10 protein-coding genes are annotated in these 23,180 nt (G+C 44.6%); 1 reads left to right on the forward strand and 9 read right to left on the reverse strand.

Annotation, left to right across the window (positions count from 1 at the left end; genetic code table 11):
- Nucleotides 1-95 precede the first annotated feature (95 nt).
- From MHI15_RS09545 to MHI15_RS09570, 6 genes are all read right to left on the reverse strand, one after another.
- Entirely contained in the window at nucleotides 96-7,472 is a 7,377-nt protein-coding gene (locus tag MHI15_RS09545) for a pectinesterase family protein (RefSeq protein ID WP_341164370.1), read from the reverse strand.
- Nucleotides 7,473-7,552: 80 nt separating this feature from the next.
- A complete protein-coding gene (locus MHI15_RS09550; RefSeq protein ID WP_076280130.1) occupies nucleotides 7,553-9,139 on the reverse strand; it encodes a glycoside hydrolase family 43 protein in 1,587 nt (528 codons plus the stop codon).
- A gap of 74 nt (nucleotides 9,140-9,213) precedes the next feature.
- Entirely contained in the window at nucleotides 9,214-10,584 is a 1,371-nt protein-coding gene (locus MHI15_RS09555) for a glycoside hydrolase family 28 protein (protein ID WP_076280129.1), read from the reverse strand.
- A gap of 5 nt (nucleotides 10,585-10,589) precedes the next feature.
- On the reverse strand, nucleotides 10,590-11,747 hold the full coding sequence (locus tag MHI15_RS09560; RefSeq protein ID WP_076280146.1) for a glycoside hydrolase family 88/105 protein: 1,158 nt from the start codon (nucleotides 11,745-11,747) through the stop codon (nucleotides 10,590-10,592).
- 94 nt (nucleotides 11,748-11,841) lie between these two features.
- Nucleotides 11,842-13,398 carry an extracellular solute-binding protein gene (locus tag MHI15_RS09565; RefSeq protein ID WP_076130457.1) on the reverse strand — a complete coding sequence of 519 codons (1,557 nt, stop codon included), beginning with the start codon at nucleotides 13,396-13,398 and terminating at the stop codon, nucleotides 11,842-11,844.
- 88 nt (nucleotides 13,399-13,486) lie between these two features.
- Complete coding sequence (locus MHI15_RS09570; protein WP_370511181.1) at nucleotides 13,487-14,344, reverse strand: ABC transporter permease; 858 nt, start codon at nucleotides 14,342-14,344, stop codon at nucleotides 13,487-13,489.
- 383 nt (nucleotides 14,345-14,727) lie between these two features.
- On the opposite strand from MHI15_RS09570, the gene MHI15_RS09575 reads away from it, so the two are divergent.
- Entirely contained in the window at nucleotides 14,728-15,612 is an 885-nt protein-coding gene (locus tag MHI15_RS09575; RefSeq protein WP_076130456.1) for a carbohydrate ABC transporter permease, read from the forward strand.
- 64 nt (nucleotides 15,613-15,676) lie between these two features.
- On the opposite strand, the gene MHI15_RS09580 is transcribed toward MHI15_RS09575, so the two are convergent.
- The 3 genes from MHI15_RS09580 to MHI15_RS09590 form a co-directional block, all read right to left on the reverse strand.
- Nucleotides 15,677-17,923, reverse strand: a complete 2,247-nt coding sequence (locus tag MHI15_RS09580; RefSeq protein WP_076130455.1) for an AraC family transcriptional regulator — start codon at nucleotides 17,921-17,923, stop codon at nucleotides 15,677-15,679.
- 198 nt (nucleotides 17,924-18,121) lie between these two features.
- Complete coding sequence (locus tag MHI15_RS09585) at nucleotides 18,122-20,791, reverse strand: copper amine oxidase N-terminal domain-containing protein (RefSeq protein WP_076310238.1); 2,670 nt, start codon at nucleotides 20,789-20,791, stop codon at nucleotides 18,122-18,124.
- A gap of 179 nt (nucleotides 20,792-20,970) precedes the next feature.
- Entirely contained in the window at nucleotides 20,971-23,043 is a 2,073-nt protein-coding gene (locus MHI15_RS09590) for a peptidoglycan D,D-transpeptidase FtsI family protein (protein ID WP_340976970.1), read from the reverse strand.
- Nucleotides 23,044-23,180 lie beyond the last annotated feature (137 nt).

Here is a 23,180-nt window from a genome sequence, read left to right on the forward strand (position 1 = left end):
TTCCGCCACTCCATCCACTGGATAGAGTTTGGTTTATTTACTTATAACAACTCCAATCATAATATGATAAATCACACAGGGTGTCAACTTGAAATTTAAGGATTTAGCTGGAACAATCGATAGACAATAACAGCTGCCTGAGCACGAGTTGTATTGGCTTTAGGTGCAAAGTTATCTTTGCCCACACCTTGAATAATCTTTGCTCCGCTCATGAATTGTACAGCCTCACGAGCGTAGGCTGAAACGTCAGCGGCATCATTGAAATTCACTGGCTGGTCCACTCCCACGACCGTAAGCTTAGCGAGCTGTGCTGCACGATAAGCCATCAACGCCATTTCCTCACGGCTAATCGTTTCATTAGCACCGAAGGTTCCATCAGATCTGCCCTGAATAATTCCTAGCTGCTGAGCAGCAGCAACGGAGCTGTAGTACCAAGCATCCAGTGAAACATCCTTAAATGTACTTGCCGCATTACCTTCCTCTAGCTCTAATGCAAGCATCAGCATCTTCAAGAACTGTGCCCGAGTTACATTCAGCTGTGGCCCGAAATTATGATCTCCGGTGCCATTCAGGATGTCTCTGGCGGCGAGGGCTTGAATGCTATTTTGTGCCCAGCCTAGTCCAGCGATATCCTTAAAGGAATTTTCCGCATATGCTACTGCGAATCTGCTGGAATTGTCTGGTCTAAAGATGATCTTGCCAGTTGTCAGATTAAACTGAGAGTTTCTAACCACCTCCACAGTCCCGTCTTCACGGATTTGGTAGACTACTATTTGTTCTACACCTGAAGTTGTCTTTGGTTTGTAATCTCGTTCAACCTTCAGTCCACGCCCAAAGCTGTCAAACTGTTTGCCATCAACAAAGAACTTAAACTCATAAATATCCCCGACATCTGTCTGAAGCGACAGTGTCTTCGCGTCAACTTTGCCAACTACAAGCTTAACGCTTACGGCGTCAGATCCTGCCATCGCAAGAAGCAGGTCAGCATTTATTCGGAACGTAGACAATCCCATGTCTATTTCTAAAAGTTGAATTGCTTTTGCTCCCGCTCCAGCCAACTCACGAGCTGGCAAGGTCAGTTCAACCACCGAGCTGGCAGAGGCTGGCTTCACTGTGATTCTCAATACTCCATTCTGCATTGAGCCAATTGCTTGTTGCAGAATCGCTGAGGATACCTCTGCAATAGCTTTACCATTCACATCCGCTGTCACGGAAAGAGTAACTCCATTTGCGTTCACAGTTGGTTCCGGTTGTTTCACTGGTTTGACTGTCGTTGAAGATGAAGTACCGCCCGATTCTGAAACCTGCGATTTTGCCTTAATCTCAATGGACATCGTACCTACAACACCGGAGCCATCTTTAGCTGTCGCTCTCACGGTTACCGTGCCTGCTGCAATTGCAGTGAGCAAGCCGGTATCCGTAATAGTTGCTCGCTCAGTAGCTGATCCATCCTCATTCACTACTGACCAGCTCACTGCTGGATCGGATGCATGGTCCGGCAGGATTACAGCTGCCATTTGCAGGGTTTGCCCTGACTTGATTTCGCTCACATTATCTTTGGAGGAGACTTTTATCTCCATGACGGATATAGGCATGACATGAACAACCGACTGTGCCTCATGCAGGATGTCAAAATCAACATCTGTGTTGGATCCCCGGAAAGAAATAAATCCAAGCGGCACGGCGATTTCACGGGTTGTCTTCTTCGCTTTGAAGACCATTTCTAAGAATTCCGCATCATCGGTCAGGATATTTCCTGCCTCCGTTCCAGCTACACTAACTGTTATTAGACCTGGACTGTCCTCATTAATATGAGTGATGCTGAATCCGTCTGGCAAGGTCTGAGCAAATACAAATTCCACACCAGATACGTCATATGCCATGGTAAAGTCTACAGCATACACTTCCTTGTAGACGGAGGTAGTAACATTTGTAATCCCTACACGGTAAGTGAAATCCTGTCCTGCCACCACTGTGACCGGTCCGTTCAGCGTTGCAGCGGGCAGATTACGGGCAATCTCATCTTGTCCGCTGATGTTAATCTCTAGGCTTCCGGATACTCCACTTCCATCTATAGCTCGCGCAGTTACTTGTACGCTACCGTTCTTTCTAGCTGTCAGCAAGCCCTTCTCATTAATAACCGCTTTATCCGTAGAGGTTACCCCATCTGCTTCAGTTACCGTCCAGATAACTTTAGGATTCGTCGCATTCTCTGGAAGCACAGAGGCTTGCAGCTGCAAGGCACCGCCCTTCGACTCAATGCTGCTAATTCCATCTTTACCCGTTACAGTAATTGAAGAGACATGTGCCTCAGGTATCTGCTCTTGACCCACTAAGATCTTGGATTGCTGTGGATTCCAGCCATCACTTCCACCAAGCACAGCTTCAATCGTATAGGCAGCCGCCTCTTCTGCTGTTAATTGTTTGGACCAGCTGTAACGTGAAGCTGCATTAGCACCCTCTCCGTAACTTAAAAACTCAGAGAACCGTGCAGTTTTGGAACGACCTTCATACCATTCATGCCAGCCAGTAGCACGAATATGAGCTCCCAGCTCCGTGTTAATGAAGGTAGAGCTGCCATATTCTCTCCATGGCCGGCCCAAATCAACGGTTCCAGCAGCAACGTCCTCACTGGCAGTTAGTCGATTATTGATGAACACATAACCAGGCTTACCCGCTGCCGTGGAAGGCGCAGTAACATAGCCAGCACCCGCACTTTGAATCACATTATTCTCGAATACAGCAGCGGAATTACCGAAGATAAAGTCCACTGTACCTTCAATATGGCTGTCGACGAAATAGGCTCTTCCCTTATCTGCGAACAGGGTATCCTGATATCCTAGAAGCTTAACATTTCTGTACACTCCCCGGTCTCCTTCAGCATATAAAGCGACTGCCTGACCGGCATCCCGCCCAGCACTGTTCTCAACCGTCATGTTCTCCAGTGTGAAATCAGTTGCAGCAGCCTTTAGTGTATAACTGCCGCTGGTGCCCATTTCTTTACCATCTGAGCCAATGGTTTTCGCGGAGTCACCGTTAATAAGTACGGTACCTTCCCGGCTCTCACCGATGATACTAATATTCATCTTACTAGAAGGTACAAGCACCTTCTCCTTATACGTGCCGTTCTTCACTTTAATAATCGTGGTTAGGGCACTATTATCAGGTGCTGCTTGAATAGCGTCATTAATCGTTTTATAATCTCCTGTCCCATTCTGAGCAACAATAATGACAGGAGCTGGAATTCCCTTGACCACCTCGGATGGAAGACTGGCACCCTTATCACCGATGGCGATTACCGCATATTGATAGGCAGTCCCGTTGCTCAAGCCTTTATCGGTATAATCGGTTGCTTCGATGCCGTCGGCCACGACCGCATAACTGCCACCGCTCTCCGAGCGTAGAATTTGATAGCTGCTAGCTCCATCAGCTACATTCCAAGTCAGATGGATATCAGTGTTGCCAGGCTCAGCACTAACTCCTTGTGGAGCCTGCGGCTGGCCGGAATTCTGGTATGGAACCGCTGAGGCAACAGCTGAATCTAGACTACTACGGGTACCATTTATTGCTTTGACTTTGTAATAATACGGTGTTCCGTTTACGAGCCCACTATCAGTAAAGCTTGTGTCTGATAAATCAGACCCGAGCACTTCATAAGGACCTTTCGCCGATGAGGCACGTTTGACAATATACTGGTTCGCCTCCTCAATCGCTGGCCAGCTTAGTTTCACTACACTGTCACCAGCTTCAATGGAAACCACAGGCGTTCCCAAAGGAGATTGCGGAGTAGCTTCAACAGGCGCTGATTCTTTTCCCTCTCCGGCCACATTTGTTGCAGATACGACGTAACGGTAGGTTTGCCCGTTGGCCAGACCTCCGACGCGGTAAGTTGTGCCGGCGATTTCTTTTGCCACGAGTTCATAGCTGCCTGAAGTCTCATTCCACTTCTTGATGCTGTAGCTGGCTGCATTCTCCACAGCATTCCAGCTGAGATCCAGCTGAGCATTCCGGCTTATAGCCGCGAACGATTCTGGCGCAGGCAATTTCACCGCCAAAGCGGATGGGGTAATACTAATTTCATTGGAATTTCCCGATTCACCAGTGGGCGCCATCGCCGAGATAACATAATAATAGGTAGTTTCGTTGGTAACTTCAGTATCAATATATGAGGTCTCTGTAATAGCGTTGGCAATAGTCTCATAAGGCCCCCCGCTCTTAAGACTTCTCTTAATATTGTAGGAAGTTGCCCCTTCAAGAGCAGGCCAGGATAGCTGGGCTGCTTGGTTTCCTGGAAGTCCAGTCAGTCCAAGCGGTGTTTCAATCGGCTCAACATAGATCTTTAAATTATCTAAGTAATAATTTCCTGAGCCGCCGCCCGGTGTCTTGGACAAAATACGCCCAATGCCATAGCTGGCGAAATTCGTGGTTGTGAACGGAAAAGAGCCCGCAGGCTGATCATCGATATATACATCCACTTTATCGTTGTTCACATCCACCTTTAGCTTCAGGTTATACCATTGTTTTAGGGAATAAGAGTTCATCAGTTGATGATACTGGCTGCTTCCCCTACTCATGGTTAGCGTATATTTACCTGTAGCTTCAGGAAGCGTTGGCTTTCTGCTCTCAATGGAGAATGCCGTTTTGCTTCCATCTGTACTCTGGGCCTGCAGGAACACCGAGGTTCCCGATTCTGTCGCAAACATAAAGTCAGTGTCAATAACGAGTGCACCCGTAATTGGCGCGAATTTGCGGATAAACTGCACGCTGCCGTTCGCACCATCGAACACATTCAACACTTGATCTGACGTATTCCCCTTACTGTCAGACGGTGTGGGAGATACAATAACCTTTTGAATTTCAGTCTGTGGATTTGGAGTCACATCATAATACTCTGGTGTCACACCCACAGCAACCTGCTCGAAGTCTTCATCCACATAATACACATTACCTGCTTCACCTTCAGCCGTAGCGCTGGCCTCATCGGAATCAAAGCTTTCACCAAGTTCATTCACTGCACTGACCACGTAGTAATAAGTTTTTCCGGAGCTGAGTCCGGAATCAGTATACAGGCTATCTTTAATTTCAGTATTGATCGTCTTGTATGGACCGCCTGAAACCTCACTACGTTTAACACTATACGACTTGGCAGAACCAACATCCTCCCAATTCAGCTTCACTTTTTCCTCACCTGCTGTCGCTGTAAGACCACGGGGCGCAGTAGGAAACTGATCACTAAGCGGTTTCAGCTCCACCTCACTGAAGACAGATGCATTATAACGATTAACCTCGTTATCTACCTTAGCGGCATCGGCTGCAAGACCAAAATAAACCGTATCATTCAGGTCAAGCTTCACCGTGCCTACCTTGCTCCATGTTACTTTATCCGGCGATACCAGACCTGTCACTTCATTACCAAGACGAACCAGTTTCACCCAATAAGGTGTATTGATGAAGCTGTCCGGTTCTGTTTTTACCACCTTGGCTCCTGTGGTGGAGCGGGTAATCATAACTCCCTTCTTGCCATATTTGACATAAGGGATTGCCAGCATTGTCATTTTAGAGTTCTCATTGAGATTATCACGAATCATGACACCTGCTTTGGCATAATCGTCAGTTCCCGTTACGGAGTCGATTCTAGCAATAATTTCACCATTGCCTTTCAGGGTTTGATAAGCAAACTGAAAGTTATCAACAGCCGTTTCGCTCTCTGATGTTGCTCCGATAAGTCCAGCCGATTTGAGCGTAATCTTCCCGCTATCCGGATGAAGCGTAGTCACTCCCGCTATCCCTGGATGGCCAATATCCACCGAAGTCCAAGGAAGAACGGATCCAGACGTGTTGACATGAATAGCCACGTTATCAGATTGTGTCTTGAGACCCTTATTGTCTATAGCCTGAACAACGAGATAATAGGTACCATCCTGCACATTGTTCCAATCGAAACTATAAGGTGCTGTGGTAGCTTCGGCTTGCTTCACACCATTAACGATAAATTCCACCTTAGCAATACCATCGCTATCACTGGCAGAGGCTGTAACATTCACATTGTTGCCCGACTCTATGATTTGGTTATTCACAGGATAATTGATAGCGGTTACAGGATTGTCTGTATGCTCATTCCCTGCTTTTCCCAACACAATCAGATCATTCAGATACACTTCTAGATTCGTATAGCCCTCCGCAGATAACGTCGTCTTCTTACCATCCTCAGAATCGGTAGGGTCTAGTCCATTAGCAATCTCCCAGTTGTCATCCATACCGTCATGATCCATGTCGATTACATTGGAAGCTGTCTCTGTATAGTCTGGGTAACCGCCTATTTCAATAGGTGAATTAATATGCTGTCCAGTGCGATTCTTCACATCATTAATGACCCGCGCATCGTAAGCATCACGCCTTGGCAGAGTGGCACCGGCATCAGCCATTACATTTACGTAGGCTTCCTCCGTCGACACTGCCGCATAGGGGTTAGGCATCTTTGCCGGCTCCGTAAGCTTAGAGATATCCGAATACTTTTGCACACCCTTCCAGTTGTCTTCAGTAACCTTCGGATTACCATCCATGATGTTCCCATCTATAAACAACCGGGTTTCTGGTGACACTTCCCCAAACAATTGATTTTTTACACTGGTGTAGGTGTTTGGACCATTTTTATAATAATTGTTAGTGATATTATATCGATAATCTTCTGCTCCCCCACCATAGGTCGAAGCGAATCCCCAGTTATAGATAACGTTATTAGACATTTCCGTCAGGTCCACCAATTTGGTCACCGTCGGCAAACGGGGGTTGCGGCTGGTGCTATGAGCAATCAGATTGTGAAGGAAACTGGCATTTTTGCCACCCCAGATTCCTCCGTAGCCGTGACGTCCCTTCTGGTGTGTCGTCATCAGCATACTTTCAGCGGATATCGACCATTGCACAGTAGTATTCTCGTTATCATACAGACTGACCACTTCATCCACCGACCAGCTGAATGAGCTATGATCGATAATGAGATCCTTATGGTACCTTGATCCAAAAGCATCATCTTCACTAGCTACCCGGTCGCCTAACCGGAAACGCATATAGCGCATAATAATATTGTCAGCTTCAACAGAGGTTGTGTAGTCGGCAATTGTAATTCCGTCACCTGGAGCCGTTTGCCCGGCAATCGTCAGATTTGAGCCGGTAATCTTGAGGGATTCCTTCAGATGGATGGTTCCCCCCACTCGAAAAACAATGGTCCGATTACTTTGGCTTACCGCATCGCGGAAGGAGCCGGGGATCGGAGTTTCCTTGATACCATAATCAGCCAACGTCGTTACTTCATACACAGGTTGAGCTCTTCCGCCGGTTACATATTTGCCGCCGCCTTCCGCGCCCGGAAAGGCAGGAAGCGCTTCCAAAGAAGCGGCCTCGACACCACCAAATGGCATACATGTTGCAAGAAGACTCGCAACCAGCGCCCCGGATAACCATTTTCTCTTCATACAAGACCTCCTAATATCTATTGGAATAAGAAGGGGGCCCTGTCCTCAGAGCAACCCCTTCCTTAGTAAAGCCGTGTGTATTATTCCTTGCCCTGATAACGGAAATATGCGAAATCAGCACTGCTCCCACCGAACTGCTGCATATCATGCGCCGCAATGCCAACAAAGTTCCCAGTGAAGCCTCCCGACAAAAAGCTGATATTCTGCGGATCGCCAAGTGGCTTCCACTCCGTATCGTCACCCTTAAGATAAACAAATTGCCCAGTCACTTCCTGCACCTCAACCGCGATCCGCACTGTCTCCCCTGCATTTAGTTCAATCATTACAGGCTCCGCAGTGAATTCATCCCGCTGACAGCGCATTAACCGCAGCACCTTGCCACGTCCTTCTTCATGGCTGATATACGCATAAAGATAGTTATCTTCATTCAGGTATAACAGTAGTCCTGCCATCTGCAGATAAGTATTCGGTTCATATTCAAGCGCTGTTTCGGCGCGGAAGCTTATATCCGTCTGGCGAATAGCCAGAATATGATGCTCAAACAGACTCTGCACGGACTCCCCGGCCCTGATTCTTAACCAGCCCGGTCTTTCAGCAAGGGAACACCAGCTTTCATTCCTAGGAATCCGCAGTGTATTCCAGTTCTTTTTCAATTCCGGACCATTAAAATCATCCTCGAATTCAAGCGTCCGCACTTGGTTCAGGAACTGTGTTCCTTTAGGTGCTGGTACCTTGAGCTGTGGTGTATTTCCGCCTGAGGTTAGTCTTAACCAGCCCTCCTCATTCCAGTGCACCTGCTGAACGGCAGTCTCTCTCCCCAGTATGGCGTATTCGCCTTCCAGGGGTCGCGTACACAAATGGGCCATATACCATTCACCTTCTGGTGTCTCTACCAGACTTCCATGGCCGGCACATTGAAGCGGCAGCTCGGGATTATCCCGTGAGGTCAACATCGGATTGAGCGGATCCACCTCATACGGACCAAGCAGCGCCTTGGAGCGCGCTACGGTTACGGCATGCCCCGATCCAGTGCCGCCTTCTGCCGTAATTAAGTAGTAATAACCTCCCCGCTTGTAAATATGCGGCGCTTCCGTCTTCTTCAGCGGCGTGCAATCAAAGATTTTCACAGGTTCACCTATTAATTGGCACTGCTCTGGATCGTACTCCTGAATTACAATCCCGCAGGACTTGTTGCCTTCCGTAATCCGGTAATCCCACAGCTCATTCAGCAGCCATTTGCGCCCATCCTCATCATGATACAGAGATGGATCGAACCCGCTGCTGTTTAGGTATACCGGTTCAGACCAAGGTCCCTCAATACCCTCCGCAGTGATCAGATAGTTATGACAGTCTTTAAAAGGCCGTTTAGTGCTCTTAACATCGGTATAAATCAGATAAAACAAACCGTCATAATAACTAAGCTGTGGAGCCCAGATACTGCAATTTTTCGGATTTCCCCGCAGATCCACCTGATGAGTCAGAATATCTGTGCAATGCTCCCAGTCTGCTAAGTCCGCTGATTGATACACCCTCACACCGGGCAGCCATTCAAAAGAAGAAACAGCAATATAGTACATCTCCCCTGCTCTTACAATACAAGGGTCAGGATTGAAGCCTTTTAATATGGGATTGTGAATAACTCCTGTCTGAATGTTATCTGTAATCATCTTCATACTCCTTCCTATTTCCATACATCCGCACCCTTCACCCAAAGCAAATCTGCAGTCTATCCTGTCAATTATCAGTCTGTCTGCTCACTTAGATCTTCCTGTGACGGGATAACGGTTACCTGCTGCACTAATTCTTCCACTTTACGGGTGTTTCTCGATTGGCAGCCGGTGATATCTACCGTTTCTCCATTTTCAATATAAAAAGCCGGTCCTTCATGATTCTCGATCGTCACTTGGCGGAAGCGAATATCTCTTACGTTGCCCAGATAGAACCCACGGTTGTTCATATCCTGGATTCCTGACATCATGGCTGGACGACCAGGGATTGCATTCTCTGCCATGGAAATATCAATATCGGAAAAGGTAATTTCTGAAATGTATTGCTCCGCAAGGCCGTAAAGAAAACCTGCAGCCGCGTGAACATTCCGAGCAGTAATATTAGCAAAATGAATCCGTCGGAAGCAGGGGGTCTCCTCCGTCACCGGATAAGGATTCTTATCCCATACATATTTGTCCTTACCACGTGGTCCGCAGAAATAATAAAGATTAAGAATAAACGGACAGATCACGTCCTCCATCACGATATTGCTGACACGAATATCTTCGACAACACCTCCGCGCCCGCGTCTGGACTTCAGCCGAATGCCGCGGTCCGTCTGCTTGAACACGCAATTGCTGATCACGATATTACGGATATCTCCGCTCATTTCGCTTCCCAGCACCACACCGCCATGACCATGAATCATCGTGCAGTTAGTTATCGTGATATTCTCGCAGGCAACCCGCTCCTTCGTATCCTCCGTCCCTGCTTTAATGGCGATGCAGTCATCACCCACATCGATATTGCAGTTGCTGATGCGGACATTCACACAGGATTCTGGGTCAATACCGTCTGTATTGGGCGAATCCGCCGGATTATAGATCGACAGATTATCAATCGTAACATCATGGCAACAGATAGGATTCACAGTCCAGCTTGGGGAGTTCACGAGTGTCAGATCTCTGAGCGTGACTCTACGGCAGTTGTCGAAGCTGATAAGCTTCGGGCGGGGATACAGCAGTGAATCAGGAGAATTCCGATGTTTATCCCACCAAGGTACGCCCCTTCCATCCAGCTTGCCTGCACCTGTAACCGATACATTCTCTAGATTTATTCCAAAAATACATGAAGCATGGACGTTCTGCTTCACACCCTCCCAACGGGAATCCACCACCGGATAATCGTTAGGATCAGAGCTGAAGCTAAGCACAGCTCCAGGACTGAGCTTCAGCTCAATATTGCTTTTCATGAAGATAGCACCCGTCTGATAGTGCCCGGAAGGAACATAAACTGTTCCTCCCCCTGCCTCGCTTGCTGCATGAATGGCACTGGCTATCGCTTCCGTTGAAGGCTCTGCACGATTAGGATGTGCTCCGTAGTCATTTATATTGTAGATAGACATGTGCTTCACTCGCTTCCTTTCGTCACGGCGGGATGCTGCAAATATTCATATTCTCCACAAGCCAGGAGGAATGCGCCAAGCCCCTTCTGATCATTGGTTACGATCGGTTCACTGATATAATAGGCGTAAGTACCATCTCTCCGGTCTTCACCACCGAGTCCAGCGACCTGGCAGTTTTTATTCAGGTTAACCCAGCCATTTTTGGTTTCCAGCACAAATTCAGCAATAAGGCCTTGATAAGCACGGTCAAGTGTCTCGAACCAACTATCATCGAGTACACCAATCCGAATGCCCTTAGCCATTGCATAGGTGATCATGCTAGAGGCGGAAGCCTCCAAATAATTGCCTTTACGGCCGCCCATGTTTACAACCTGATACCATACTCCAGCATCCGCATCCTGAACCTGACGAAGCGCTGTCAGCGTATCTGTCAGTATACGTGCCAAAATCTCATAATCCGCGTGTTCCTTAGGGAGCATGCCGAGTACATCCACTAGCGCCATCACATACCACCCCAGCGAACGCCCCCAAAAGTTCGGAGACAACCCCGTTTCAGGATCGCACCACGGCTGTACCCGCTTTTCATCCCATGCGTGAAACAAGAGACCCGTCTCAGCATCCTTGGTATGACGCTCGCACAGAATAAATTGCCGGGTCACATCGTCCAAACCCTTGCCGCCTTCATACTCAAGTAAATACTCCAGATAGAAAGGAGAGCCCATATACAAGCCATCCAGCCAAATCTGATAAGGATATACATTCTTATGCCAAAACGCACCTTCTGAGGTTCGAGGATGCGTTGTTATCTGCTTTCTTAATAAATCTGCAGCCATTTTATATTTCGCTAACCCAGTTTCTTTATGGAGCACAAATAGGATCTTTCCGTTATTTAAGTGATCAATATTATGTTCGCTCAGGCGATATCCCTTCACAGAGCCGTCTTCCTCAATAAAATAATCCATATTATCTTTGATGAATTGATAATATTTAACCTGCCCGGTCTGTCTCCACAGCAGCTCAAAACCCTTCAAGATGACTCCATAATCATAAGACCATTTTCCATGATATCCGTTATCCTCATATAATCTTGGCGTTCGCTCCATAATCGAATCTGCCATTCGAACACCCCAGCCCATACTCCTAAGTGCATTGTTGTCTTTCATTTTTTCCTCCTGTTTGAATAGATATGGTCCTAAACGCAGCCACCCCATTTAGGACCCCTCTACTATTTTCTTAGAATATAGTCTGTAGTACTTCTTAAGGATTTACAGCTTTATAAGCAGCTTCATATTCAGTAATGATTTTGCTGCCGCCGGATTTCTTCCACTTTTCAACCTCAGCTTTAAATCCGTCCAAATCAATTTTACCTAGGATATATTTATAAGTGGCATCTGTCATAATCTTCTGCAACTCAGATCCTTGAGTAGAATAGGTCTCAGATTCCAGAGAGTAAGCAGGATTCAGTACAGCATATTTAGCATTCTCAACGATCAGCTTATCAGCTTCAACTTTGAGTGGATCAGCATCATGGATAATGAATCCATTCTCTAATGGACGAGATGCCGAAAATGGCTGAACTTCTTGCTTCCAGAGATCTGTATCCTTAATCGTAACCGCTTGTTCTCCATCGATTGTATAGTGGACATCCTTAATACCATAAGTCATCAAACCATAGACATCTTCATTCATAAGATCATTAACAAATTTCAAGATCCGTCTTAATTCATTTTCATCCTTGACTTCGGATTTCGGGAAAGACAACAGTCCCCCAATTCCGTTATTACCAGCCCAGATGGCGCGATCCGCTTCATTACCGGTGGAAGTGATATCGTTAACCATAACCAAATCCATACCATCCTGTATGCCTTTAGACAGATTCAGCAGGTTCTTGCTGTCAAACAAGGCACCCACATAAATTCCAGCCTTTCCTTGCGCAAAATTCTGCTGCTGATCTGTTTTAGCCGTCACAGCGAAATCCTGATTGATATAACCACCATCATAAAGAGTCTTCATATAATCCATGGTCTTGACATAAGCCTCTGTATCGAACTCCGGTGTCATTTTACCCGCATCATCTACACTCCAATAGTTCGGTGTTCCAAAGTATGAGCCCAATGTCTTAAATGCTCCATATACAAGATCGCTGCGGTCCATGAAGCCTGTGGTATCCTTTTTGCCATTACCATCAGGGTCTTTTTCGGTAAACGCTTTCGCAACTTCCATCAACTCATCTGTTGTTTTTGGAACCTGCAGTCCAAGCTTATCCAGCCAATCTTTACGGAGAACAACGCCGTTTCTAGCCAAGGACTTCTGGAAAGGAACCCCGTACAGCTTACCTGCAATCGATGCCGATGTACGTGTATCCTGTGAAATTTTAGCCAAATTCGGGAACTCATCAAGATAAGGACTTACTTCCCAGAACATACCGGCCTTCAGTGCATTACGTACAGAAGAGTTATCAAGAATAGTCAGGGTAACGATGTCTGCTAGGGAATTCGATGCTAATGAAGTATTAATACGTTCTTCTTTGGAAGGATCCGGAATCCATGAGAATTCAATCTCTGTATTCGTCAATTCTTCAATTTTGTCCAGAATAGGACCCGTTGGTGTTGTAGACGTTTGTAAAATGTTCAGCCAGCTAATCTTTGCTTTAGCATCTAGCACATCTGCAGGTGCAGCAGTTGTTTTAGCCGTTGAATTCGTTCCCTCATTTGAAGAATTTGACTCCTTCGCGTTATTGCCTCCTCCGCATGCAGTGAGTACTAACCCGCTACACAACATTAAGGCTGCAATTTTTTTGTAATTGCGATTCATCAACATTACCCCTTTTACTAATGTATTTGTGTTGTATCTTCCACCTCTGCCCTTAAGGCAGAGGTAAGAATTCAGCATACTGTGAAGCCTAGTAAACACCATCTTCGCCGATTTTTTTGGCTAACTTGTTCGACAGCATAACGAGAATCAAGCCAACCACACCCTTGAACAGACCTACTGTGGTACTGAAACTCAATTGTCCGTTCTTTAAACCAGCTGTATAGATATAGGTATCGAAAATTTCTCCAACTTCGCGGTTCAAGGAATTGATCAGCAAGTACATATGCTCAAAGCCCAGATCCAGCGTGTGGCCAATCTTCAGAATAAGCAAGGTAATAATGATTGGGCGAATTGCCGGCAGGGTGATATGCCATGTTTTGCGCAATCTTGCCGCTCCATCCATCTCAGCTGCTTCATATAACTGCGTATCCACTACGGTAATGGCTGCCAAATAAATAATGGTTGACCAACCAATTTCTTTCCAAATGATCTGTCCGATATACACGGTACGCAACCACTCAGGAGAAGTCAAAAAGCTGATCTTCTGCATCCCAAGGGCCGCCAACATCTCATTCAGCACCCCTCCATCCACATTCATAAATACATAGGAAATGGAGACGATGATAACCCATGACATGAAATGGGGGATATAAATAATCGTTTGAATGGTGCTCTTAAATAACTTGTGCTGAACTTCGTTAAGCATCAGCGCCACTATAATAGGTAGTGGGAAGAAAATAACAATGTTTAATGCAAACAGGATAAGTGTATTACTCAATAGCATAAAGAAGGTAGGTTCTGTAAACAATCGGACGAAATGCTTAAACCCTACCCACGGGCTATCCGCTATACCCAGAAACGGCTGATAGTCCTGAAATGCAATGATAAGACCGCCCATAGGCAGGTACTTAAAAATAACAAAATACAAAAATCCCGGGAGTATCATCAGATACAATAACTTGTTTCTTTTTAAACTCAGCCAGCTAGGCCCCGTTCGCTTTTTTCTTACTGGATTAACTTTCGTGTTCAGCATGGTGACGTTTGCCTCTTTCACCTGATCGGCCTCCTTGATCGCGTTTCTTTACGATTCCCAGATTACGATCATTCGTCCATTACGTATATAATCATCAGATACTGATACTCCAAGAACCCTACAGCTATAAGGTTTTCCAGGCCCGTGCATCTTATAGTGATTACTACAATACATAAAGATCATCTATGCCTTATCACGCTTTTTCCTCCCAAAACAAAGCCCAAGCTAATGATTATATACGGAATAACAGACCCCTGTTAAAGTTTCAATGAAACGATTACAAGGAGGATATCTGCATGTCGCAATCATCTTTTAAAAAAGAAAATATGGGTAGCCGGCTGTTTACTATTGTAAATACCACACTGCTTACACTCATTGCCCTAGCCTGTCTTTTACCCTTTGTCAATGTGTTTGCCAGTTCCTTTGCTTCAACACAGGAGGTAGTAGAAAAAAGCTTCATCCTGTTCCCGACGACATTCTCTTTGGATGCTTACCGTTATATACTGTCAACGCCTACTATTTTTAAAGGGCTTGGCGTATCCATCGGTGTAACCTTAGTGGGTACAGTTGTCAGTATGGTTCTTACCTCTTTAATGGCTTATGGATTATCTAGAAAATATCTATACGGAAGAGATTTCATCAATTTCGTAATCGTGTTCTCCATGCTCTTCAGCGGGGGAATGATCCCTACTTTCCTGGTAGTTAAATATTTCGGATTAATCGATTCCTACTGGTCCATGATCATGCCTGTTGCGATCAATGCTTTTAACCTGATCATTATGCGTAACTTCTTCCAGGCGCTGCCGGAAGGGCTAGAGGAATCAGCCAAGATTGACGGCTCTAATGATTTTGGTGTATTTTTCAAAATCATGCTTCCGCTGGCGATGCCATCTATCGCGACCCTCTCCTTGTTCTACGGGGTAGCTTACTGGAACACTTATATGAGTGCAATTTTATATATGACAGACTCCACTAAGTGGCCTATTCAAGTCCTGCTGCGCCAAATTGTTATCGTCGCCAGCGGGATGCAGGGAGATAATGCTTCTGTTGATATTATCCCACCTGCTCAAACCATCAAAATGGCGGTTATCGTAGTCGCAACCGTTCCAATGCTGCTCGCCTATCCTTTCGTACAAAAACACTTCACCAAAGGAGCCCTGCTGGGTTCTGTAAAAGGCTAAAACATTGCAGCTGCACAAACAGCCAGCCCCGGTCTCCCGGGGCTGGCTGTTTGTGTTCAGCGCCTTACTTCTCCTGTTTCTGGGTTCGGTATGCACCTGGTGTTACATGTTCTTTTTTACGGAAGGATCGAATAAAGTTCTGCGGATTATGGTACTGCAGCCTTTCAGCAATCTCTTTAATGGTCATATCCGTTTCCACCAGCCACTTCTTAGCCATTTCCAGACGATAGTTCATTAGATACTCGCTAAACGTCATCCCGTACTCTTTTTTGAAAATACTGCTTAAATAGTTCGGACTGTAATGGAGGCGATCACCAATTAATTCTAGCGTTAAGTCCTGATCAAATTCCGAGCGGACAATCACCGCAATTTTATCGGATAAGAGGCGGAACTGACGGTCTGTCTTCTCCTTAACGCTGGTCACCATCGGATGGATAACTTCTTTGACCAAAATGCGTTCGATCTCTTCCGGATTACGGATGTCTAACAATCGGTGATACAACGTAGAATTGTCCTCTGTCAGCAGAACCTCTACACCCAGCAGCTGCTCCAGCTGAATCAGATTGTTGACGAAACGTATTAATGTGACTTCGAAATTCAAAGGGTTCTTACTGTGCTTCATCATTTCCCCGAGTAATGGATACAGAGAACAGGAGACTTGTTCTTCATCTCCAATCCGAATCGCGTCAAATAACTGGGACTCAAACTCAGACGGATAATGCAGTAGAACTGGACCCGAGATCACCTTCGATATATCCTCATAGAAGATGATAGACTCTTTGCCCAGATTTAAACGATGATGCAGCGCCTGCTTACTCATCTCGCAAGCTTCCCTACTAAACAATAAATTATCATAAAAATTGCTGATTCCAACGCTAATGGATAGTTTCAGGATTTCTCTAGCTGTTCGAATAATTGTCTTGGCATAGTCCAGTGCTATTCTCCGGTTCTCCTGTTCATTCGCTCCCTCAAAGATCAGGATAGTCGCTTGTGTACGGTCATTTAATAAGATAGGAATCATCCGCCTCTCCTGCGGAATCAGCTCTTCCACCAGTTTGTTAACCGCTACAAGCAGAAGATCCTTATCACTAGCCTGCCGTTCCCCATAGTTATCCAGCTGTATTAGCAGCGTTGCGTACACCGAATTCTGTGACAGCTCATAACCGAAACGAGGCAAACCCAGATTAAGCTCTTCTTGGGATATCCGGCTACGAAACAGATTTAGAATAAACTGAGTTTCCAACTTAGGCATCTCAGACTCAATCAGACCCTCTAGGCTTTCTTTCTCCGATAAGATGGTATCAATCGAATTAATAATCCAGTCTACCTCATTCTTAGGCTCTAGCTCCGCATTGGCAGGCAATAATCGGCGCTGAATCTGCCGGAATGGCTTGGTGAAATACAAAGAGATCACATAAGCGACTACCGCAATCAACAACGTAATAAGCAGTACCATCATCACAATCCCGAATCGGGTTGTCTTTAGTGCATCAGAAATTTCTGATTTATCCAAAATAGTTACGTAAATCCAATTATTATAAGAAGATTTAGCATAAATAGCTTTTATCGATTGGTGATCAGCCCGCTCCATGGCAATCGTCCCCAATTGCCCCCCGCCTCCGGCAACATTAGTGATATGGCTAAGTTGATTATTAGTCAGCAGGGACTTTCCAGTTTCCGACTCATATAAAAGCTCACCCTCCCGGTTAAGAATAAACACCGGTGTGTTTCCTTCGGTCTGAAGGGTGCTCTGCAAGGTCTGAAGGGATATATCAGATAAGGCAATCGCCTGTTTGGTCTGTGAGAATACCGGCAGGGTATTTACAAAGCGGATACCCTTATCCGTCTTAACCCAAAACAACCCCCGGCTACGGTTATTAATATAGCTCTCATAAAGTGTCCTGCTCTCTTCTTCCGTTAAATGTGAAAGCTTACCATTGGAAATCTGCCATTTCTGCTCCAAACTGATTAGAGAATAATTAACAAAATCCATCCCCATGCTGGCAATGTAGTTAAGCTGGGAATTAATCTCGCGATACTTTTCAAAATCCTGCTCGGTGATCGGATTTTGCACGACCTCCCTGAAGGAACTGGTGGTACTGTAAGTATTAAAAGCGTATTCAATGGTCTGAATTTTCTGTTCCAGGGTGTTTTTAATTTGAGTAATTAAACTCTGTTTATCATCCGCTACTCTTTCATTTACCGAATTAATCGTCGTCAGATAAATATAGCCACCGAAGCTAATAACCAGGCCAATTCCCAGCACCAGAATAGGAACAAAAATCTTGTAGAATATCCTGCCTCTTTTCATGATAGACTCCTTAAGCATGTAATTATTTTCAATTATAGCGCTTCCAATAGGTTAAACCAAATGTTTTAAATGTGTATAATCGCAACCCTATTTTTATAAAAAATAGAAAACAAAAAAACAAGGCAAAAAGCGCTTCATCAAGCCCAGTGCTCAATGAAGGTTTTTTGCCTTATATTATAATGCCTTTATTCACTATCCTTATATTTCAATCTCTTCCGTTGAATCCGAAAGACCGCCACTCTGCACGCCATTATTATTGGCTACCGCAAGAACATATACTTTATATTTAACACCTTTAACAATTAATGCACCATTAACATCTCTTCTCGAGGCTACAATTGTAGGATTCGTTCCGTTAGGCGTTATCGACGTATAATACGAGGATTTCACCTCAATTGCTTCCGCTGAACCAAAACCTTGTTTAGACGGAACCACCAGAATTCGATATTCCGAAATGTTAGACTCGTTAGAGGAACGGTTGAAACTTACTAGTATTTTACCCTCATCCACACTGTACGTTACATTGGTGACAGAGGTTACCGGCAGCTTAGTGGATAAAGTTATGGCATTCGACTCTGAGGACAACACATTAGTGCCTGAGTACTTGCCGCTGCCAATCGTTAACACATACACTCTGTAACTGATTCCACTCTTTATTAAATTTCCGTTTACGTCTCTGGCTGAAGAATCCAAGACTTGACTGGTGTTATTTCCTGAAGTGCCTACCGCTGTGTAATTGGAGCTAGAAACCGCATTTGCCTGGGTTAAACTAAAGCTGCTGTAATAGGAAGTAGGTACAATCAGGATTCGATACTGGCTAATGTACGTTTCATCTGTGGCATGGTTAAAGGATACTTTTAAATCCCGGCCGTCTTCGTAATCATTAACGTCCCTTACATCCAAGCTCGAAATAGGAGCCAATTTGTAATCTACATTCAACGTAATTAAAGGTGAACCAGAAGAAAGAACATTGCTGCCCGAGTAATTCCCGCTTCCGACGGTTAAAACATATACTCTGTAATTGATTCCACTCTTTATCAGGTTACCGCGCACGTCCCTTGATGACGAGGTTAACACTTGATTGGTGCTGGATCCTGTTGTGCTCACTGCTGTGTAGTTGGAACTGTACACATTATTGGCGTCAGATAAACTGAAGCTGCTGTAATAGGAAGTAGGTACAACCAGGATGCGATACTGGCTAATATACGTTTCATTCGTAGCGTGGTCAAAGGATACTCTTAAATCCCGGCCATCATCATAGTCATTTACGTCGCTCACATCCAAATTGTAGACAGCACTCACATTGTAGTCGACAGCCAACGTAATTAATGTTGAATCCGTTGAGAGAATGTTGGTGCCCAAATTCTTCCCGCTTCCAATCGTTAACACATACACTCTGTAAGGTGTTCCATTCTTAATCAAATTACCACGCACGTCTCTTGCTGACGAGGCTAACACTTGACTGGTGCTAGATCCTGTTGTGCTCACTGTTGTGTAGTAAGAGCTGGAGACATTATTCGCCTCAGATAAACTAAAGTTGTTGGAATAAGCTGTAGGCACAACTAGAATTCGGTACTGGCTAATATACGTTTCATCTGTAGCGTGGTTAAAGGATACTTTTAAATCCCGGCCATCTCCAAAGTCACTAACGTCGCTTACACTTAAATTAGAGACATTGACCGAGGACAGCGTAATCGCAGATGAAGCAGCAGACAATAAATTATTGGCTGTATTACTGCCACTATCTACACCCATAACAAACACACGGTAACCAACTCCCGTCTTAATGAGGGCTCCATCCACATCCCTCGCTCCTGACGATAGGATCTGAGTGATATTGGAGCCTGTTTTGTTGACCTGTGTGTAATTTGAACTGCTAACAGCATTTGCTGCCGCCAAATTAAAAGAAGAATAATTAGTAGCTTTGACTACAAATATCCGGTAAGAACTCACCTTGGATTCATCCGATACCTTATTAAAACTTACGGCTAAATCGCGGCCATCACTATAATCGCTCACATCACTTACTTGTACATTACTTGGAGCAACGACTACAGTATTAGTATTAAGCGATATAGTCGAAGAACTATACGAGAGAGCGCTGGTATTATTGCCTTTGCCCACTGCGAAAACATAAGCTACATAGGTTTGATTACCTTTAATGAGGTCACCATCCACATCCCTTGAATTTGCGGTCATTCTAATCGTAGGATTAGTGCCTGTAGCTAAAACAGTAGAATAATTGGCGGATGTAACCTTTTGTGCAGATGAGATATTAAAAGTGCTCCAAGCCTTTACAATCATTACCCGGTAATGATCCACAAGAGCTTCATTAGAAGATTGGGTGAAGCTGACCTGGAGATCACGGCCGTCACCGTTATCACTTACATCCTTTAACTGCACATTCGATGCCGGATTTACAGTTCCAGTTTTACCGCCGGAAGTCGTTATGGTCACTACTTTGGTGCTCGGATTCCAACCCACATCATGACCCAATGACTCACTTACAAACCGTGTAGGAACCATCGTTCTTCCTTTCAAATTCTGTCCCGGCACATCTAGAGTTACAGCTTTATTGTTAATCGTGGCTGTCTTTGAGCCAATCTTTAACATAATCGTTGTATCATCTTTAGTTGCAGTTACAGTTTGTGTTTTCTGATTCCACTTGATGGTGGCATTAAAGGCTTCAAAGATTGCCCGTAGGGGTACCATCGTCCGTCCATTTACCATCACCGGTGCTTGATCTGTGGACAATCGAACCCCGTCAATAAAAATACTGATGGGCGCAGTAGCAGCTTTCACTGAAGATTGAAACATCATCGGCAAAACTAATAAGCCCACTAAAATAGAAATCCATAACTTCTTCACAGATTCACCCTCCTGGAATGACGAATACATTTTTTTCCTAACCTTTTGACGCTCACACTAGGATAAAAGTTTCACGCTTTATGGTTACAATATTTTAATCTGGAACCCGTTCCTTCGATCCGCCACAAACCACTCTGTAAAAAGAAAAAGAAAGCGCAGTGTGCGCTCTCTCCTTTGTGTTATTCGCTGATACTTTTATCCACATTTTTCTTCGGAATTCCATCCAATCCGTACTCCCAATCATAAGCATCAAAAATCTTTCTCGCTACAGGTGCTGCACTGCTAGATCCAAATCCGCCTTCAGGAATAACTACAGCTACAGCAAGCTTTGGATTTTCACGTGGTGCAAAAGCTATAAATACTCCGTTATCACGGTTTATGTTTTTACTATCCGTCTGTTGTGAAGTCCCTGTTTTACGTGCAAAATCATAGGGGAAATCACCGAAGGCACCTTTAACGTCACTGTTCATCCCTTTCTTTATTTCCCGCCAATAGGATTTATCGAAAGTAGTCACTTCATCAAGCACTTCCCGTTTGAATTCTTTGATAACTTTACCTTTGGAGTCCGTGATCTTGCTTACTAGCTGTGGTTTGATTCGTTGCCCTTCATTGGCTAGTGTAGCCGCATATTGCGCCAACTGAAGAACGGTATAACGTCCCTGCTGCCCAAAAGAAGCATAAACAAGTGCCGACTGAACTGAACCCGCTTTAGCTTCAGCTTTATAATTCAGATCACCCAAGTATTCCCTTGGTAAACCTATCCCTGTTGGCACACCTAGACCGAATTCTTTCATATATGTGTCCCATACCCCAATGCCCTTAGACTTGTATTTGTCATACAATTTTTTCCCGATCATATCAACCATATATACGTTTGAAGATTTTTCAATGGCTGTATAAGGATACAAAGAGCCGTATACATGATTGGATGAGTTCCTTACATTAGTCTCATGTCCTTCTCTACCAAATGAGGTGATCCCTTTATCTTGATAAGTAGAAGAAGTACTTATAAAGCCCTCTTTTAAGCCAATTAACACACTCAATGGTTTTATGGTCGAACCGAGCAGCACGGTGGATTCAAAATTATGCCCTGATCTTCCTGATGAGTATGGAGTTATCGTTCCATTTTGGTAATGCTTTTCAATTTTTTTATACACCTCTGGAGAGATCGAACCCGTAGCCCAGCTGTTGGTATCATAGTCAGGCATACTTGCCATAGCAATAACATTACCTGTATCCACTTCCATGGCTACAGCGTAACCTGTTAAAGCATCAGGATGTGTTTCTCCCTGAACGGTGTGTGAATGCAACCACTGAATCTGATCTTTAATGGCTTCTTCGGTCTTCAGCTGAATTTTTTTATTAAGGGTAGTCCAGATAGTGCTTCCTTTGACCGGGGGTTCAATACTGACAATTTTTTCCGCCATATTCTGCGGATCTACGGAAACTTCCTTATAACCATTCTGTCCCCGAAGCTCCTTCTGGTATTGCAGCTCCAAGCCATCAAAGCCTACTAGCTCATCCTCTTTATAGTTAAGTCCAGGGTTCTGATTATTTTTCATCGCCTGAAGTACATCCTTATAAAGATCTAAACTAGTAGAGGATTTAAAAAATTTCACGTAGCCAACAGCTTGTACAGCCACCGTATCGGTATCATAATGCCTGCTGCTTTCCTCTATCACTTCAAGGTTTGGATATTCGTTTTTGTGTTCTAAAAAATAAGCGATTTCTTTCTTAGTTAAACCTGATTTAATTCTTCGCGCTACATAACCAGAGAGTTTTTTTGAATATAAATCCATAGACTCAAGGATCTCTTCTGTGGTTAGTTTTTTCTCATTAGGATCACCATAAGTTTCGAAGGCTTCTGCTAACTTGCTGGCGAGCGCCTTTGATTTATTATTTGCCTCAGCAGTTAAGGTAACTTTTTTCGTAGTTTTATCTGTTTTTGTTGCGGTATATTCCTTATCCAAAGTAAGGTACAAAGATTGAACGGGCGTTGAGTATGCCAATTTCTCACCATCAGCAGCGAGGATATTCCCTCTCAATGCCGATAATGCCACTATTTTCGTATCCCGATTAGCCTCAGCTTCAGATAACGTAGGTCCTTCGACAAATTGCAAGACCGCAAGGCGTAGGATAATCACACAAAAAATAATAAAAGTGCTAAAGAAAAAAATGTTGATTCTTAATTCGCCAGAGTTGTTAATAGTTTTGCTGTCGTCTTGTACACCTTTTCTGTCGAAGAGCCTCACATAATCCCACTCCTTATTTCCAAAATTCTACAGCATAAGATTAAAGTATAAACTAGCAAATGGAAATATACAAAATTAAGAATAATAGTTAAATAATTGTTCACAAATCGATAATATCCAATTAAAAAAGCAGCTTT

This window comes from Paenibacillus sp. FSL H7-0918 (genome assembly GCF_038007025.1).
GTDB lineage: Bacteria > Bacillota > Bacilli > Paenibacillales > Paenibacillaceae > Paenibacillus_AQ > Paenibacillus_AQ odorifer.

Coding starts and splice junctions, on each gene's coding strand:
- MHI15_RS09560 (WP_076280146.1), bottom strand. CDS start 11,747: ATGAAAGACAACAATGCACTTAGGAGTATGGGCTGGGGTGTTCGAATG.
- MHI15_RS09555 (WP_076280129.1), bottom strand. CDS start 10,584: ATGTCTATCTACAATATAAATGACTACGGAGCACATCCTAATCGTGCA.
- MHI15_RS09545 (WP_341164370.1), bottom strand. CDS start 7,472: ATGAAGAGAAAATGGTTATCCGGGGCGCTGGTTGCGAGTCTTCTTGCA.
- MHI15_RS09570 (WP_370511181.1), bottom strand. CDS start 14,344: ATGATACTCCCGGGATTTTTGTATTTTGTTATTTTTAAGTACCTGCCT.
- MHI15_RS09580 (WP_076130455.1), bottom strand. CDS start 17,923: ATGAAAAGAGGCAGGATATTCTACAAGATTTTTGTTCCTATTCTGGTG.
- MHI15_RS09575 (WP_076130456.1), top strand. CDS start 14,728: ATGTCGCAATCATCTTTTAAAAAAGAAAATATGGGTAGCCGGCTGTTT.
- MHI15_RS09565 (WP_076130457.1), bottom strand. CDS start 13,398: ATGAATCGCAATTACAAAAAAATTGCAGCCTTAATGTTGTGTAGCGGG.
- MHI15_RS09550 (WP_076280130.1), bottom strand. CDS start 9,139: ATGATTACAGATAACATTCAGACAGGAGTTATTCACAATCCCATATTA.